Source organism: Ruegeria sp. CF5, from assembly GCF_056537325.1.
Window position 1 is genome coordinate 34,823 of the sequence record NZ_JBQFRI010000014.1, and the last position, 14,894, is coordinate 49,716.

General features: G+C 58.0%; 12 protein-coding genes. 4 read left to right on the forward strand and 8 right to left on the reverse strand.

The window, feature by feature from the left end:
• Positions 1–9: 9 nt before the first annotated feature.
• From gyrB to mutM, 7 genes are all read right to left on the reverse strand, one after another.
• A complete protein-coding gene (gene gyrB, locus ACR0NW_RS21995) occupies positions 10–2,427 on the reverse strand; it encodes a DNA topoisomerase (ATP-hydrolyzing) subunit B (protein WP_170656714.1) in 2,418 nt (805 codons plus the stop codon).
• 106 nt (positions 2,428–2,533) lie between these two features.
• Positions 2,534–3,631, reverse strand: coding sequence for a DNA replication/repair protein RecF (recF, locus tag ACR0NW_RS22000; protein ID WP_480452806.1), 1,098 nt, complete (start codon positions 3,629–3,631; stop codon positions 2,534–2,536).
• Between the two features lie 54 nt (positions 3,632–3,685).
• Complete coding sequence (dnaN, locus tag ACR0NW_RS22005) at positions 3,686–4,807, reverse strand: DNA polymerase III subunit beta (protein WP_170656717.1); 1,122 nt, start codon at positions 4,805–4,807, stop codon at positions 3,686–3,688.
• Positions 4,808–5,031: 224 nt separating this feature from the next.
• Positions 5,032–6,417: a chromosomal replication initiator protein DnaA gene (gene dnaA, locus ACR0NW_RS22010; protein ID WP_480452808.1), complete on the reverse strand. Its 1,386-nt coding sequence runs from the start codon at positions 6,415–6,417 to the stop codon at positions 5,032–5,034.
• Positions 6,418–6,962: 545 nt separating this feature from the next.
• A complete protein-coding gene (gene rpsT, locus ACR0NW_RS22015; RefSeq protein WP_170656721.1) occupies positions 6,963–7,226 on the reverse strand; it encodes a 30S ribosomal protein S20 in 264 nt (87 codons plus the stop codon).
• 237 nt (positions 7,227–7,463) lie between these two features.
• On the reverse strand, positions 7,464–8,240 hold the full coding sequence (locus tag ACR0NW_RS22020) for an enoyl-CoA hydratase (RefSeq protein WP_170656723.1): 777 nt from the start codon (positions 8,238–8,240) through the stop codon (positions 7,464–7,466).
• Positions 8,241–8,306: 66 nt separating this feature from the next.
• A complete protein-coding gene (gene mutM, locus ACR0NW_RS22025; RefSeq protein ID WP_480452809.1) occupies positions 8,307–9,158 on the reverse strand; it encodes a bifunctional DNA-formamidopyrimidine glycosylase/DNA-(apurinic or apyrimidinic site) lyase in 852 nt (283 codons plus the stop codon).
• An 86-nt stretch (positions 9,159–9,244) separates the two neighbouring features.
• Between mutM and ubiE the strand changes: the two genes are divergently transcribed.
• On the forward strand, positions 9,245–9,997 hold the full coding sequence (gene ubiE / locus ACR0NW_RS22030; RefSeq protein WP_170656727.1) for a bifunctional demethylmenaquinone methyltransferase/2-methoxy-6-polyprenyl-1,4-benzoquinol methylase UbiE: 753 nt from the start codon (positions 9,245–9,247) through the stop codon (positions 9,995–9,997).
• 3 nt (positions 9,998–10,000) lie between these two features.
• On the forward strand, positions 10,001–11,530 hold the full coding sequence (ubiB, locus tag ACR0NW_RS22035) for a 2-polyprenylphenol 6-hydroxylase (RefSeq protein WP_170656729.1): 1,530 nt from the start codon (positions 10,001–10,003) through the stop codon (positions 11,528–11,530).
• A gap of 90 nt (positions 11,531–11,620) precedes the next feature.
• Here the strand turns inward: ubiB and ACR0NW_RS22040 are convergent, their stop codons facing one another.
• Complete coding sequence (locus ACR0NW_RS22040) at positions 11,621–12,796, reverse strand: acetyl-CoA C-acyltransferase family protein (RefSeq protein WP_480452811.1); 1,176 nt, start codon at positions 12,794–12,796, stop codon at positions 11,621–11,623.
• Between the two features lie 116 nt (positions 12,797–12,912).
• Between ACR0NW_RS22040 and ACR0NW_RS22045 the strand changes: the two genes are divergently transcribed.
• Together ACR0NW_RS22045 and ACR0NW_RS22050 are read left to right on the forward strand one after the other, a co-directional pair.
• Positions 12,913–13,479, forward strand: coding sequence for a helix-turn-helix domain-containing protein (locus ACR0NW_RS22045; protein WP_480452813.1), 567 nt, complete (start codon positions 12,913–12,915; stop codon positions 13,477–13,479).
• Positions 13,480–13,705: 226 nt separating this feature from the next.
• A complete protein-coding gene (locus ACR0NW_RS22050) occupies positions 13,706–14,890 on the forward strand; it encodes a glycine C-acetyltransferase (protein WP_480452815.1) in 1,185 nt (394 codons plus the stop codon).
• Positions 14,891–14,894 lie beyond the last annotated feature (4 nt).

Sequence of the window (14,894 nt, forward strand, 5' to 3'; positions counted from 1 at the left end):
TACACCTGCTTAAAAATCCAGGTTTTCCACACTTAGAGCGTTTTGCTGGATAAACTCACGGCGCGGTTCGACCACGTCGCCCATCAGCTTGGTGAACAGGTCATCGGCATCGACCATATCGTCCACGCGCACCTGAAGCAGTGTCCGCGCATCGGGGTCCAGTGTGGTCTCCCAAAGCTGGTCGGGGTTCATCTCGCCCAGCCCCTTGTAGCGCTGTAGGGACAAGCCTTTTTCGCCTTCGTCCAGGATCGATTTGAGCAGGGACAGAGGGCCATGGATGACCTGAGTGCGGTCCCGCCGGATCAGAGTTGCCGGGGTGTTGTAAACCTCTTGCAGGCTTTGGGTGAAGCTGCCTGTCTTACGGGCCTCACCGGACCGCAACATCGGTCCATCCAATGTGCGGACTTCTTCCACGCCTCGCAGAATACGCGCCAGCCGAATACCGTGATCCTGAGTGATCCGGCCTTGCCAACCGCGTTCATATTCCAGCGCAATCAAATCCAGCCGGGCGGCAACCTTGTCCGCCACACCCTGCAGGTCCGCATCCACGGCGCCAGGCACGAATGCACCTGCAACAGCCGCCTGTTCCAGAATATGACGCGGATAGTGGGTTGGGAATGCGTCCAGCACACGCTTGAGCTGCCGCGCTTCCTCTACGACACGCGTTAGATCCTGACCAACAATCTCTTCGCCGGAACCGAGCTTTAGCACGGCACCCTCGACCCCCTGATGAATCAGGTAGTCGTCCAGTGCCATCTGGTCCTTCAGATAAACTTCGGACTTGCCGCGTGAAACTTTGTACAGGGGCGGCTGCGCAATATAAAGGTAACCGCCTTCGATCAGCTCGGGCATTTGTCGGTAGAAGAACGTCAACAACAGCGTGCGGATATGCGCGCCATCCACGTCTGCATCGGTCATGATGACAATCTTGTGGTAGCGCAGTTTTTCGATGTTGAATTCGTCGCGTCCGATCCCGGTGCCCAGCGCCATGACAAGGTTGCCGATCTCCTGGCTCGACAGCATCCGGTCAAACCGGGCGCGTTCCACGTTCAGGATTTTACCCCGCAACGGCAGAACGGCCTGCGTCCGTCGATCACGACCCGTTTGCGCCGAACCGCCCGCCGAATCCCCCTCGACCAGAAAGACTTCGGTTTTGGAGGGGTCCTTTTCCGAACAATCCTTAAGCTTGCCCGCCAGATAATTCACATCCATTGCCGTTTTACGGCGTGTCAGTTCCCGGGCTTTTCGTGCGGCCTCGCGCGCCAGTGCGGCTTCGATGATCTTGCCGACGATGGTCTTGGCCTCGTTTGGGTTTTCCTCGAACCATTCAGCCAGCTTTTCGTTCATCAGCCCTTCGACTGCCGGGCGTACTTCGGACGAAACCAGCTTGTCCTTGGTCTGGGACGAGAATTTTGGATCAGGTACCTTGACGGACAGCACGCAGGTCAGGCCTTCGCGCGCGTCGTCGCCGGTGAAATTCACCTTTTCCTTCTTGGCGATGCCGCTTGATTGCGCATAGTTGTTGATCGTTCGGGTCAATGCGCCCCGGAATCCGGCCACATGTGTCCCGCCATCGCGCTGGGGTATGTTGTTGGTAAAAGGCAGAACAGTCTCATGATAGCTGTCATTCCACCACATGGCGATTTCAACGCCGATGTCGTCGCGCTCACCCTTGATATAGATAGGCTCGGGCATCGCCGCCGTTTTGGAACGATCGAGATACTTGACGAATTCCTTGACCCCGCCCTCATAGAACAGCTCGGTCTCAAGCCGTTCGGCAGGGCGTTCGTCAATCAGGATGATCCGGACGCCCGAGTTCAGGAAGGCCAGCTCCCGCAAACGTTTTTCGAGCGTTTCGAACGAATATTCCAGATTCGAGAACGTATCGGTCGATGCCAGAAACCGCACTTCGGTGCCGGTTCGTGTGCCGCATTCACCGACGATCTTGAGGTGTTCCGCAGTCTCGCCGCCTTCAAACCGTGCGACATGTTCATTGCCGTTGCGCCAGATGCGCAATTCCAGCCAATCAGACAGCGCGTTGACGACCGAGACACCCACACCGTGCAGGCCGCCCGAGACCTTGTACGAGTTGCTGTCGAATTTCCCGCCGGCATGCAACTGGGTCATGATGACTTCGGCGGCGCTGACACCCTCTTCGGCATGGATATCCACCGGAATCCCGCGCCCGTTGTCGCTGACGGATACGCTGGAATCGGCGTGAATTTTGACAGTCACATGATCGGCATGGCCGGCCAGAGCCTCGTCAATGCCGTTATCGACCACCTCATAGACCATGTGGTGCAGGCCCGAGCCATCGTCGGTATCTCCGATGTACATGCCGGGGCGTTTGCGAACCGCCTCCAACCCTTTGAGAACCTTGATGGAATCAGCACCGTATTCCTGGTGTGCCTGTGTGTCGTCGGACATGCCGTCAGTACCTATATTATTTTGGTAACTTATACGTTCTCTGGTGGGGATTGTCACGCGATCCCCCCAGATTTTGTGTGTTCAGGCGTGCAATTTCAGACGGAAATCAGATAGGCGAAACCTGCGACGTGCCAGAGGCTTCCGTAACCTCCAGAACCTGTGCCCGATCAACCAATTCTGAAAACAGTTCGGGCCCGGTTCCCGTCATCCAGGCTTGCGCACCCAATGCGCAGATTTCGTCATACAGCGCCGCCCGTCGCCCTGCGTCCAGATGGGCAGCGACCTCATCCAGCAAAACGATCGGCGGCGCGCCCTGCATCTGCGCCAAAGCCCGAGCATTGGACAGGATCAGCGAGACTAACAGCGCCTTTTGCTCGCCGGTCGAACAGTCCTTGGCAGGAATTCCCTTCGCGGCAAACACACCATAAAGGTCCGAACGATGAGGCCCGACGAGACTCCGCCCGGCAGAAAGGTCGCGAAACCGGCTCTCTGCCAGCGCTTCCCGCAGATCGTCCGCGGTTTCGGGCATCGTACCTTCGGTCTGCATCAATTCCAGTTCAGCCGAGGGAAACGCTGTTTCGGCCTGATCCTGCGCGGCCCTCAGATGGGTCAGCGCCGCAACGCGGGATGAGTGGATTCGATTGCCCGCCTCAGCCATCTGAGTTTCCAGCGCGCTGTACCAATGCGCATCGCGCACCTGTTCCTTCAGCAAACGGTTACGCTCACGCATGGCCTTTTCATAAGTCAGCGATGCCTCGGCATGGGCCGGATCAAAGCTCAGCGCGATTCTGTCCAGAAACCGTCGACGTCCTTCCGCCCCTTCGATCCAAAGTCTGTCCATTGACGGGATCAGCCAGACAACGCGGGCCAGTTTTCCCAAATCAATCTGGCTTGCTGCTTTGCCGTCGATCCGAACCTGCCGCGCCGCACCGCCCTCCGACCAGGTTTCGATTTCGTATTGCTGGCCTTGCGCATTCAGCAGCCCGGTTAGCTTCCAGCCCACAGTTTCCGGGCGCCGGGTCATTTCGGCAGCACTTGCACGCCGCATACCCCGACCTGGTGAAAACAGGGAAACCGCTTCCAGAATGTTGGTCTTTCCGGCCCCGTTCGGGCCATGGATGGCCACCGGACGGTGATCCAGAGAAAGCCGGGCCAGCTTGTGCGAGCGAAAGTGAGAGATGGTCAAAGAGGTAAGCGCCAACATACCTCTTTTCCTCTTGCCAGAAATATCCCTGCCGGAGGCATCGCCGTCAGGCGATCAAACGCGCATCGGCATGACCACATAGACGGCGCTCTGGTCGTTACCTTCACGCATCAGGGTCGGATCACCGGCCGAATTGAACAGGAATACCGCGTTCTCACGGTCCACCTGCGAGGCGATCTCGAGCAGATATTTGGCGTTGAAACCGATTTCCAGCCGCTCATCCCCATAGGCCACGGCCAACTCTTCCTCAGCCGCACCGCTGTCGGGCGCATTTACCGACAGCACCAACTTGTCACCTTCCAGTTGCAGCTTGACCGCCCGCGAACGCTCGGACGAAACTGTTGCAACGCGATCCACGGCCTGAGCGAATTCAGCCGCATCTACCTCGAGTTTACGGGTATTGCCCTGCGGGATAACGCGTGTGTAGTCGGGGAAGGTTCCGTCGATCACCTTGGATGTCAGTGTAATGTCTGGGGTAGCAAAGCGCACTTTTGTTTCGCTGACCGATACGGCGATGTCCATTTCATCGTCATCCAGCAGCTTGCGCAGCTCTCCCACTGTTTTGCGGGGAACGATGACACCCGGCATATCTGCCGCACCATCGGGAAGATCGGCATCGATCCGGGCCAGCCGGTGCCCGTCCGTCGCAACACAGCGCAGAACCTTGCCGCCTTCCGAGCCGTCAGCCACATGCATATAGACGCCGTTCAGGTAATACCGGGTCTCTTCGGTCGAGATGGCGAATTTCGATTTGTCGAACAGGCGCCGCAGCAGAGCGGCGGATGCGGTGAAGTTCGACTGATATTCCGAGGACGCCATGACCGGGAAATCCTCTTTCGGCAAAGTCGCCAAAGAGAAATTTGACCGTCCGGCTTCAACAGTCACCCGGCCCGCAGCAGTGTCTGCATTCAGTGTGACCAAAGCACCATCCGGCAGTTTGCGCACAATTTCATGCAGCGTAGTCGCCGCCACCGTCGTGGCACCGGCGCGTTCGACTTGGGCCGGTGCCTTGTCGACGACTTCGATATCCAGATCGGTCGCCCGGAACTGCACCTGATCGCCTTCGGCTTCAATAAGCACATTGGCCAGTATCGGGATCGTGTTGCGGCGCTCCACAACGGATTGGGCCTGCGACACGGCCTTGAGAAGGGTGCCGCGTTCGATGCTGATCTTCATACCCTCAATTCCTCTGACATGAGTGCTTACATGGGCGGGACTGGCAAGTTAGCGGTTCAGCCCTGAGGCACAAGGATTTTTTACGGATTTCTGGGTCGGAATGCGCAAACCGTCAAGGGGCACGTGGCCCATGGGGCACAGTTCTGATGTAACCGTGGGCATTAGCGCACATGAAAAAGCCCCGAACGCAGGGCTCGGGGCGATTGGGGTTTGATGCGGTGCCCTCAGGCTTCCAACGCGCGGCGCAGCATCTCCACGTCTTCGGCGATCTGGCCGTCGGTCAACTTGAGTTCCTCAATGCGTTTGACGCCATGCATGACCGTGGTGTGGTCGCGCCCACCAAATCGGCGGCCGATTTCCGGCAGGGACCGGCTTGTCAGTTGCTTGCACAGATACATCGCGACCTGCCGGGGACGCGCGTATGACCGCAGGCGTTTGGGGCCAATGATGTCGGAAAGACGGATGTTGTAGTATTCCGATACCTTGCGCTGAATCTCCTCGACGGTGATCTTGCGCTCAGATGCGCGCAACACGTCCGCCAGACAATCCTGCGTCAGTTCCATGTCGATCTCGCGGCCAACCAGCGACGCAAAAGCGAACAGGCGGGTCAGGGCACCTTCCAGAACGCGGACATTGGTTGAGATGCGGTGGGCCAGAAACTCGAGTACGCCATCGGCGATTTTCAGGTCCGGATAGGTGCTACCATATTGTTGCACCTTGTTTTGCAGAATGCCGAGCCGCAATTCGTAGTCCGTCGGATGCAGGTCCACAACCAGACCGCATTGCAGGCGGGACTTAACGCGGTCTTCCAGATCCTTGATCTCGCCCGGGGCGCGGTCGGCCGAAATGATGATCTGCTTGTTCTGGTCAACCAGCGCATTGAACGTGTGAAAGAACTCTTCCTGCGTCGAATCCTTGCCTGCGATGAACTGAACGTCATCAACCATCAGAACGTCGACCGAACGGAACAGATGCTTGAAATCCATCATTCGGCGTTCACGCAGGGCCTGAACAAAGCGGTACATGAACTGTTCCGCCGACAGGTACAGGACGTTCAGCTCCGGTCGCTTCGTCTTCAGCTCCCATGCAATCGCATGCATCAGGTGGGTTTTACCCAGACCTACGCCACCATAGAGAACCAGCGGATTGAAAGTGACCGGTCCGCCTTCGGATACGCGCCGCGCGGCAGCATGCGCCAGTTCGTTGGGCTTCCCTACGACGAATGATTCGAATGTAAAACGCGAATCCAGAGGCGCAGCCTGTAGCGACTCAAGGGCTCCATTCGCAGCCTCGGCGGGCGCGGCAACGGAATTTGCCGGTTCTTCCACTGGCGTGGGGTTTGCAGATTTGGCTGGACGCACCGGAGAATTGGCCGCGACCCGAAACGCCAGGCGCTGTACCGCCTCACCGGCCGTATTCAATTCATAGAGAATCAGGTCCGCGAAGTTCTGACTTACATAGTTGCCCATAAAATTGGTCGGAACCGAAAATACGGCCACACCATCCTGAAGTTCCTGAAATTCGAGTGGTTCAATCCAGGTGGTGTAATTGTTGCGACCAACGGTCTTGAGCAACTTGTTACGAAGCTGTCCCCATTTCTCTTGTGTCATCTAGCGCCTCACGCATCCCATTCATTTTGGCCTTTGGCCTTATTACTGGCTCCCGGTTGCCCGGTTGGGATTCACTCACACATAGATAACCGTTCACCAAAACGCGGTTTTGGCGGTGTCATCTCTGGTCTCGTGCTGCATTCCGAAACCCGTAGCATTCCCCGAAAAAAATCAGGGCGCACCCGGAATCCGAGTTGCACACGACAATCTCAATTTTCGACAGGGCCAAGGTAATCGGGATATCCCGAAACCCGCAGCAGATCGGCAAACCGGTTTGTACCGGCTGACGACATTCGTCCCTGAACTACCCGATGCCCGTCAGGATGATCCAAGGACAGCCTGTCCCCCCAAGCGAGTGAATCGCTGAGACAGTGGTAGCAAGACCCGGCACGGCGCGGCAACGAAACTCTGATGTTGACTCGGGTCTTTCCGGGAAAGAATCTCTCGCCTTTGTGAAGGCGCGGCATTCTGGCAACAGCAAAAAGGCGCTGCCTGATGCAACGCCTTTTTTATTCAGAATCGGTTTTGAGTCAATTGACCCTAGGTCAACCCAGTGCTTTCACGCGGGCTGCCAGACGGGACACCTTGCGAGATGCCGTGTTCTTGTGGAACACACCTTTGGTTACGCCGCGCATCAGTTCGGGCTGTGCCGCACGCAGGGCAGCGGTTGCTGCTTCCTTGTCGCCGGATTCGATTGCTTCTTCAACTTTGCGCAGGAAGGTACGGATGCGCGAACGACGTGCTTTGTTGACGGCGAAACGCTTCTCGTTCTGACGGGCGCGCTTCTTTGCCTGGGGCGAATTTGCCATTGTGTCTCTGACCTTTGTTTGTGTTCGGTTCGGTTGTCTTCGGTTCGCGTGACGGACAAGGCCGCACCGGATCAGGGATCACGGGTGTGATTCTGGCCAAAGCGGGCCGCACGCGCATGTATAGCGGCGCTGATTAGCCAAGTTTGGGAAGATTGCCAAGCTGATTCTTTTCCAACCCGGATACTGCATGAAAAAGGCGGGCCAATGCCCGCCCTGTTTCCAGCCATCCGATCCGGATTACTTGTCGCGAAACTGGGCAGCCCGTTTTTCCAGAAAGGCGGCCATGCCTTCTTTCTGGTCCTCGGTCGCGAACATCGAATGGAACACGCGGCGCTCAAACAGCATGCCTTCGCTCAGCGGCAGCTCAAAGCTGCGATTTACGGCTTCTTTTGCGGCCATTGCAGTGATCAGGGATTTTTCGGCAATCTTCTGAGCTTCACCCACTGCCTCGTCCACCAGCTTTTTGGCAGGTACGACGCGGCTGACCAGACCCGAGCGTTCCGCTTCTTCCGCGTCCATGTGGCGCCCGGTCAGGTTCATGTCCATCGACTTGGATTTGCCGACAAAGCGGGTCAATCGCTGACTACCGCCCATTCCGGCAATGACGCCAAGATTGATTTCGGGCTGGCCGAATTTGGCAGTGTCGGCAGCAATGATGAAATCACACATCATCGCCAATTCGCATCCGCCACCCAGTGCATAGCCACCTACCGCAGCAATGATCGGCTTGCGGATCGCAGCAATCCGGTCGTTGACATCCGCAAAGAGGTTTTCGTTGAACACTTCAACAAAGCTCTTTTCGGACATCTCCTTGATGTCAGCGCCCGCAGCAAAAGCCTTGTCCGATCCGGTGATGACGATGCAGCGCACTTTGTCGTTTTGGTCAGCCTCTTCCAGTGCGGTGCACAGTTCACCCAGAAGCTGAGTGTTGAGTGCGTTCAACGCATCCGGCCGGTTCAGTTTGATAAGGGCTACGTGGTCTTCAATGTTGACGATGATCGTCTCAAAGGCCATGGGGTCTTAGCTTTCGGTTGTTCCGTTCAGGTACGATTCCTTATCACGGGAAAAAGTTGGATCAAGCTATCTTTGGCATTGCGCGCAATAGAAGGATGAGCGACCGGACTGAGTGATTCTCTTCACCGTTCCGGTGCAACCGGCGGTTCGGCAGGGCTCTCCCTCGCGGCCATAAACATCAAAGTTGTGCTGAAAATATCCAAGTTCTCCATCTGCTTGCCGGAAATCGCGCAGGGATGAACCACCTGCATCAATGGCGTCCTGCAACACCTGCCGGATGATCGGAACCATATTGGCGACACGGTGTTCGGAAATCTGTCCGGCCTTGCGACGTGGCGACACTCCGGCGCGATAAAGGGCCTCGCACACGTAGATATTGCCCAGACCGGCAACGATTCCCTGATCCAGAAGCGCGGATTTCACCGGAGTATTTCTGCCCCGGAACGCATCAATCAGGTGGTTTTCGTCAAATTCGTTTCCCAGAGGCTCTGGCCCCAGAACGGCCAGCAGCCGGTGTGCCTCGGCTGTCGCGGTCTGCAGCAGATCCATCGCCCCAAAGCGGCGCGGGTCGTTAAATGTCACGCGGGAACCGTTGGCCATATGAAACACAACGTGGTCGTGTTTGGCGGGTTGCGGATGGTCATGCACGAATTGCCCAAGCGGGTCTCCAGACACGGTCATGCGCCCGGACATGCCCAGATGGATCAGCAACGTCTCACCGCTGCTCAGATCCGCCAGAATGTATTTCGACCGCCTGCGCAACCTTTCGACCCGCTGCCCGGTCAGCCGCTCTGCCATCCGTTCGGGAAACGGCCAGCGCAGATCGGGGCGATTCACTTCGGCCCGTTCGATCAAAACGCCCTCCATGGCAGGGGTCAGGCCGCGTCTTACTGTCTCGACCTCGGGCAATTCCGGCATTACACGGCTCCTATTCCAATGGGCCGCATTGTGCCCCGGTTCCAGCGCCCTATAACAGAGGCGAAATTCAAGCAACGGCAAGGCCAATGTCCGACAACAACGACAAGACCACACATTTCGGTTTCGAAACCGTGCGCGAGGCCGAAAAGGCGGGCCGGGTTCAGGGCGTTTTCAATTCCGTGGCCTCGAAATACGATGTGATGAACGATGTCATGTCGATGGGCATCCACCGGGTCTGGAAAGACGCGATGATGGACTGGCTGGCCCCGCGCCCCGGTCAGCGCCTGCTGGACGTCGCGGGCGGCACCGGGGATATCTCGTTCCGGTTTCTGAAACGTGCGGGCCATGGCCACGCCACCGTTCTGGACCTGACCGAGCCGATGCTGATCGAAGGCCGCAAACGCGCCGATGCCGAACAACGCGCCGACAGTCTAGACTGGGTGGTGGGCGATGCGATGGCGCTGCCGTTCGAAGACAATACCTTTGACGTCTACACGATCTCGTTTGGCATCCGGAACGTGACCCGCCCGCAAGAGGCTTTGAACGAGGCGTTCCGCGTACTCAAACCCGGCGGCCGCCTGATGGTGCTTGAGTTCAGCCAGCTGCCGAATGACGGGCTGCAAAAACTTTATGACCTTTACAGCTTCAACGTGATCCCACGCATGGGTCAGATGATTGCCGGGGATCGCGACAGTTATCAGTACCTTGTGGAATCCATCCGCAATTTCCCGGATCAGGATACGTTCCTGGGCATGGTCCGGCAGGCGGGTTTCGAAAATGCCAAATACCGCAACCTCAGTATGGGCATCGCGGCCCTGCATTCCGGTTGGAAGATCTGACGGATGCGCGGACCCCACAACATCATCCGTCTGATCCGGACGGGCGCCACGCTGGAGCGTACGGGCGCCATGAACGTAGTGCTCGACGCCTTCGAAGCCCCACGCGCCATTCGCATCCTTGCCCACGCGCTGGGCAAGCCTTTCCAGTGGCTGGGTTACAAGGGCGATCCGGACATGCCGCCCGCAACCCGCGCTCTGACCGCCCTTGGCCCGGCATACATCAAGTTCGGGCAAGTGCTGTCCACCCGTCCCGATGTGGTTGGTGACGAACTGGCCGAGCAATTGCGCGTGCTGCAGGACAAGCTTCCGCCGTTTTCCAAAGCGGAAGCCATGGCCGAGGTCGAAAAGGAACTCGGGCAGCCCGTCGATGACATGTTCGAAGAATTCAGCGAGCCGATAGCAGCAGCCTCGATCGCTCAGGTTCACCGCGCAAAACTGTCGGGAACCGGTGAATACGTTGCGGTCAAGGTTCTCCGCCCGGGGATTGAACGCGCCTTTCGCAAGGACGTCGACGCCTTCTACTTCGCGGCCCGCATTGTCGATCTCTTTGCTCCGGGCGCGCGCCGCCTGCGTCCCATGGACGTGATCGAGCATTTCGACGGCGTTGTACGGGGCGAGTTGGATCTGCGTCTGGAAAGTGCGGCAGCATCCGAATATGCCGCCAACACCAAGGATGACAGTGGGTTCTGGCTGCCACCGGTGATCTGGCCGCTCTGCGCCCGCCGGGTCATGACACTCAGCTGGGCTGACGGTATTGCGCTGGGCGACAACGCCGCTTTGGATGCTGCAAACCATGACCGCCGCGATCTGGGAGAGCGCGTGCTGCGCCTGTTCTTGCTGCACGCCCTGCGCGATGGGTATTTCCACGCTGACATGCATCAGGGCAACCTCAAGGTTGCGGCCAACGGTGACATTATTGCCTACGACTTTGGCATCATGGGGCATATCGACGAATACACGCGCCGGGTCTATGCGGAAATCCTGTTTGGCTTCATCCGGCGCGACTACAAACGCGTGGCCGAGGTGCATTTCGAGGCAGGATACGTACCCGCCGACAGAGATGTGGATGAATTCGCCCGTGCCTTGCGCGCCGTAGGCGAACCGATCTTTGGCATGGATGCCTCACACATCTCGATGGGCCGCCTGTTGAACTATCTGTTCGAAGTGACCGAACGCTTCGGTATGGAAACCCGGACCGAGCTGATTCTGCTGCAACGCACAATGGTTGTCGTCGAAGGCGTGGCGAGATCCTTGGATTCACATATCAATATCTGGGAAGTCGCCCGGCCCGTGGTCGAGGATTATATCAAGCAATCCATCGGTCCTCGCGCCGCCATCCGGGATTTCAGCAAGACGGCACTGGTTCTGGCCCGCTTTGGTCCGCGCCTTCCCAGTCTGGTGGAGAACGCCCTGATCGCGCAAACGCACAAAACCGAAGAGACCCCCTCCAAAATTCCGGTGGGCGTCTGGACCGCACTGGCTGGCGCAGTGTTTGGCGGGGGGATTGTTCTACTGGCCGGAATGGCGTTCTGATCCACCCCTTCAGCTAGCCAGAAATACTCTCGGGGAAATTGCGCGAATTGCGCGTTGGGGGGCAGACAGCCCCCCTTTGCGACTTCAGGGTCACAGCCGTTCGATGGCAATCGCGATACCCTGACCGCCGCCTATGCACATCGTGATCAGGCCCTTTGATCCACCGGTGCGTTCCAGCTCGTACAGGGCTTTGAGTGTGATGATCGCGCCAGTCGCGCCCACCGGATGACCCAGTGCAATGGCGCCGCCATTCGGGTTCACCTTGGACGGATCAAGCCCAAGCTCCTGATTTACGGCCAGAGCCTGAGAAGCAAATGCCTCGTTGCTTTCAATCACGTCGAAATCTTCAACGGCCATGCCTGTTTTGGCCAGCAGATTCTGCACGGCCGGAACCGGTCCGATGCCCATGACCTCGGGGCGAACGCCCGCATGTGCATATCCCAACACGCGCGCTTTGGGTTTCAGACCGGCCTTTTCCGCTGCTTCTGCTGTCGCCAGAACCATAGCGGCGGCACCATCGTTGATGCCTGACGCATTTCCTGCCGTCACCCGGCCGTCTTTCTTGAAAACCGGCCTCAGACCAGCCAATGCCTGAGCAGTTGTTGCCTTGGGATGCTCGTCGACCTTGAAATCAACCATCTCCCGTTTGACCTTGACCTGAACCGGCGTGATCTGACTTTCAAAGTAACCTGCCTCGGTCGCTGCTGCCGCGCGGGTCTGGCTGGTCAGGGCAAACTCATCCATCTGCTCGCGGCTGATCTGGTGTTCGTCGGCAACGTTTTCGGCCGTGACACCCATGTGTCCTGTACCGAACGGGCAATTCAGCGCACCAAGCATCATGTCCAGCGACGTCACATCACCCATCTTCGCGCCCCATCGCGACTGCGTCATGATGTACGGGCTGCGCGACATGCTTTCGGCACCACCAGCTACGGCAAACTCGGCGTCACCCAGCATCAGCGACTGGACTGCCGATACAATGGCCTGCGCGCCGGAACCGCAAAGACGGTTTACATTCATCGCCGGGGTTCCGTTCGGGATACCTGCCTGCATCGCTGCGACGCGCGACAGATACATGTCCCGCGGTTCCGTATTAATGACGTGCCCAAAGACCACATGGCCGATCTGACCGCCTTCGACCCCCGAACGTTCAAGGGCCGCTTCGGTCGCCACAGTTGCCAGATCAATGGGTGCGGTGGATGCCAGAGCACCGCCAAAGGTACCGATTGCGGTACGTGCCCCGTCCAGAATTACGATATCGTTCATAATACACTCCTCCTGAGGTTGGGTGCATTATGCACCTGCGGCATAAACCTGTCTCTCGGGACGTACCGTCACACCCGGAATTGACAAACCTCCGCTTAAAAGGCAGAGAATCCGTCATGACGGAAAGCTCTGATGAAATCCTGACGCGACTGCCTGCCCGCCTGAAAGAGGCGCGCCGCTCGCAGGGGCTTTCGCTGGAAGCGGTGGCAAATCTCAGCGGCGTTTCCCGATCGATGGTCAGCCAGATCGAGAGAGGCGAAAGCAGTCCCACCATCGCAACCCTGTGGAACCTCACCCGAGCGTTGCAAGTGGATTTTGCGGGTCTACTGGAAGATGGAGATGCGGTTGACCGGATCGAAGTTTTGCGGAGTTCCGAGGCGCCGGGCATCGACAATATGGGGCAGGGGTGTCGAATCCTTATCCTTTCTCCTCCGGAAGAGGCCGGGGGACACGAGGTTTACGACATCAGCTTCGAAAAAGACGGTGCGCTGAACAGCCAGCCCCATGCCCGTGGTGCACGCGAACAGCTTACTGTTCTGGAGGGTGCTGTGCAGGTCAGATCGGGCTCTGCCGTCAGCAATCTGAACGTCGGTGACACGGCACGCTATGCCGCGGACATTCCCCACGCAATTCAGGCCACAGATGGTCCTGCGCGCGTATTTTTGATTGTCAAAAACGCCTGACCTCCTCGTGAGTTTCAGTGTCCAGGAGTAGCCCGGCCACGAACCATCTGCCGTGGCCTCAGCAGGGCGGCATGGAACGAGGTTGCCATTCGATCTGTCATTAAGCACGCACAGTCGCAGTCAGCAATTTTCCGCCACCACGGACGATTTTCCAATATAGTGAAAATCTCCTATTTCGGATTCTTGTCCGTTATGTTAGACATGCGACTCAGCAAAGGAGATCGCCATGGCAGATGCATTCCTGTCCCACATCACGGACACCCTCGCGCAGATCGAAGCGGAAGGTCTTTATAAGCGTGAGCGAATGATCACCTCGCCTCAGGGCGGTGAGATCACGGTGGGCGGCAGGCAGGTCATCAATCTGTGCGCCAACAACTATCTTGGGCTTGCGGATCACCCGGCACTGATCGACGCCGCCAAAGGCGCGATGGAGCCCAAGGGGTTTGGAATGGCTTCGGTCCGGTTCATCTGCGGCACGCAGGACATTCACCGCGAACTGGAGCAGCGATTGGCAAATTTCCTGAACAAGGATGACGCGATCCTGTTCGCCGCCTGTTTCGATGCCAATGGCGGTTTGTTCGAGCCTTTGCTGGGGCCTGAAGACGCTATTATCTCTGACAGTCTGAACCACGCTTCGATCATCGACGGGGTTCGGCTGTGCAAGGCAAAACGCTATCGCTATCTGAACAACGACATGAACGACCTCGAAGCTTGGTTGAAACAGGCCCGCGAGGATGGCGCGCGGCACATTATGATTGCCACGGATGGCGTGTTCTCGATGGATGGCTATCTGGCCAACCTGCCGAAAATCCGGGAGTTGGCAGACAAGTACGATGCCATCGTAATGGTCGACGACTGCCACGCCACCGGCTTCATGGGGCCAAAAGGCGCGGGCACACCGGATCACTTCGGTGTCGATGTAGACATTCTGACGGGAACCTTGGGCAAGGCACTTGGGGGGGCAATCGGCGGCTACATCGCCGGGCCGCAGCCAGTGATCGACCTGCTGCGGCAGCGGGCGCGGCCCTATCTGTTCTCGAACTCGCTGCCGCCATCAATCGTCGCTGCTGGTCTCGAGGCCATACGTCTGGTCGAAGAAGGTGATATGCTGCGCAACCAGCTGTTCGGTAACGCAAAATACTGGCGGGCCGGATTGGAGAAGCTTGGTTTTGACCTGCTGCCGGGTGAGCATCCGATCATCCCGGTCATGCTGGGCGAGGCCACGCTGGCCCAAGAGATGGCTAGCCGCCTGTTTGACGAAGGCGTCTATGTCTCGGGCTTTTTCTTCCCCGTTGTTCCGCGTGGTCAGGCGCGGATCAGAACGCAGATGAATGCGGCCCTGACAAAGGATGAACTGGACCGCGCGCTGGCAGCCTTTGGCAAGGTCGGCAAGGAATTGGGAGTGATCTGATGCG

Coding starts and splice junctions, on each gene's coding strand:
- gyrB (WP_170656714.1), bottom strand. CDS start 2,427: ATGTCCGACGACACACAGGCACACCAGGAATACGGTGCTGATTCCATC.
- recF (WP_480452806.1), bottom strand. CDS start 3,631: ATGTTGGCGCTTACCTCTTTGACCATCTCTCACTTTCGCTCGCACAAG.
- dnaN (WP_170656717.1), bottom strand. CDS start 4,807: ATGAAGATCAGCATCGAACGCGGCACCCTTCTCAAGGCCGTGTCGCAG.
- dnaA (WP_480452808.1), bottom strand. CDS start 6,417: ATGACACAAGAGAAATGGGGACAGCTTCGTAACAAGTTGCTCAAGACC.
- rpsT (WP_170656721.1), bottom strand. CDS start 7,226: ATGGCAAATTCGCCCCAGGCAAAGAAGCGCGCCCGTCAGAACGAGAAG.
- ACR0NW_RS22020 (WP_170656723.1), bottom strand. CDS start 8,240: ATGGCCTTTGAGACGATCATCGTCAACATTGAAGACCACGTAGCCCTT.
- mutM (WP_480452809.1), bottom strand. CDS start 9,158: ATGCCGGAATTGCCCGAGGTCGAGACAGTAAGACGCGGCCTGACCCCT.
- ubiE (WP_170656727.1), top strand. CDS start 9,245: ATGTCCGACAACAACGACAAGACCACACATTTCGGTTTCGAAACCGTG.
- ubiB (WP_170656729.1), top strand. CDS start 10,001: ATGCGCGGACCCCACAACATCATCCGTCTGATCCGGACGGGCGCCACG.
- ACR0NW_RS22040 (WP_480452811.1), bottom strand. CDS start 12,796: ATGAACGATATCGTAATTCTGGACGGGGCACGTACCGCAATCGGTACC.
- ACR0NW_RS22045 (WP_480452813.1), top strand. CDS start 12,913: ATGACGGAAAGCTCTGATGAAATCCTGACGCGACTGCCTGCCCGCCTG.
- ACR0NW_RS22050 (WP_480452815.1), top strand. CDS start 13,706: ATGGCAGATGCATTCCTGTCCCACATCACGGACACCCTCGCGCAGATC.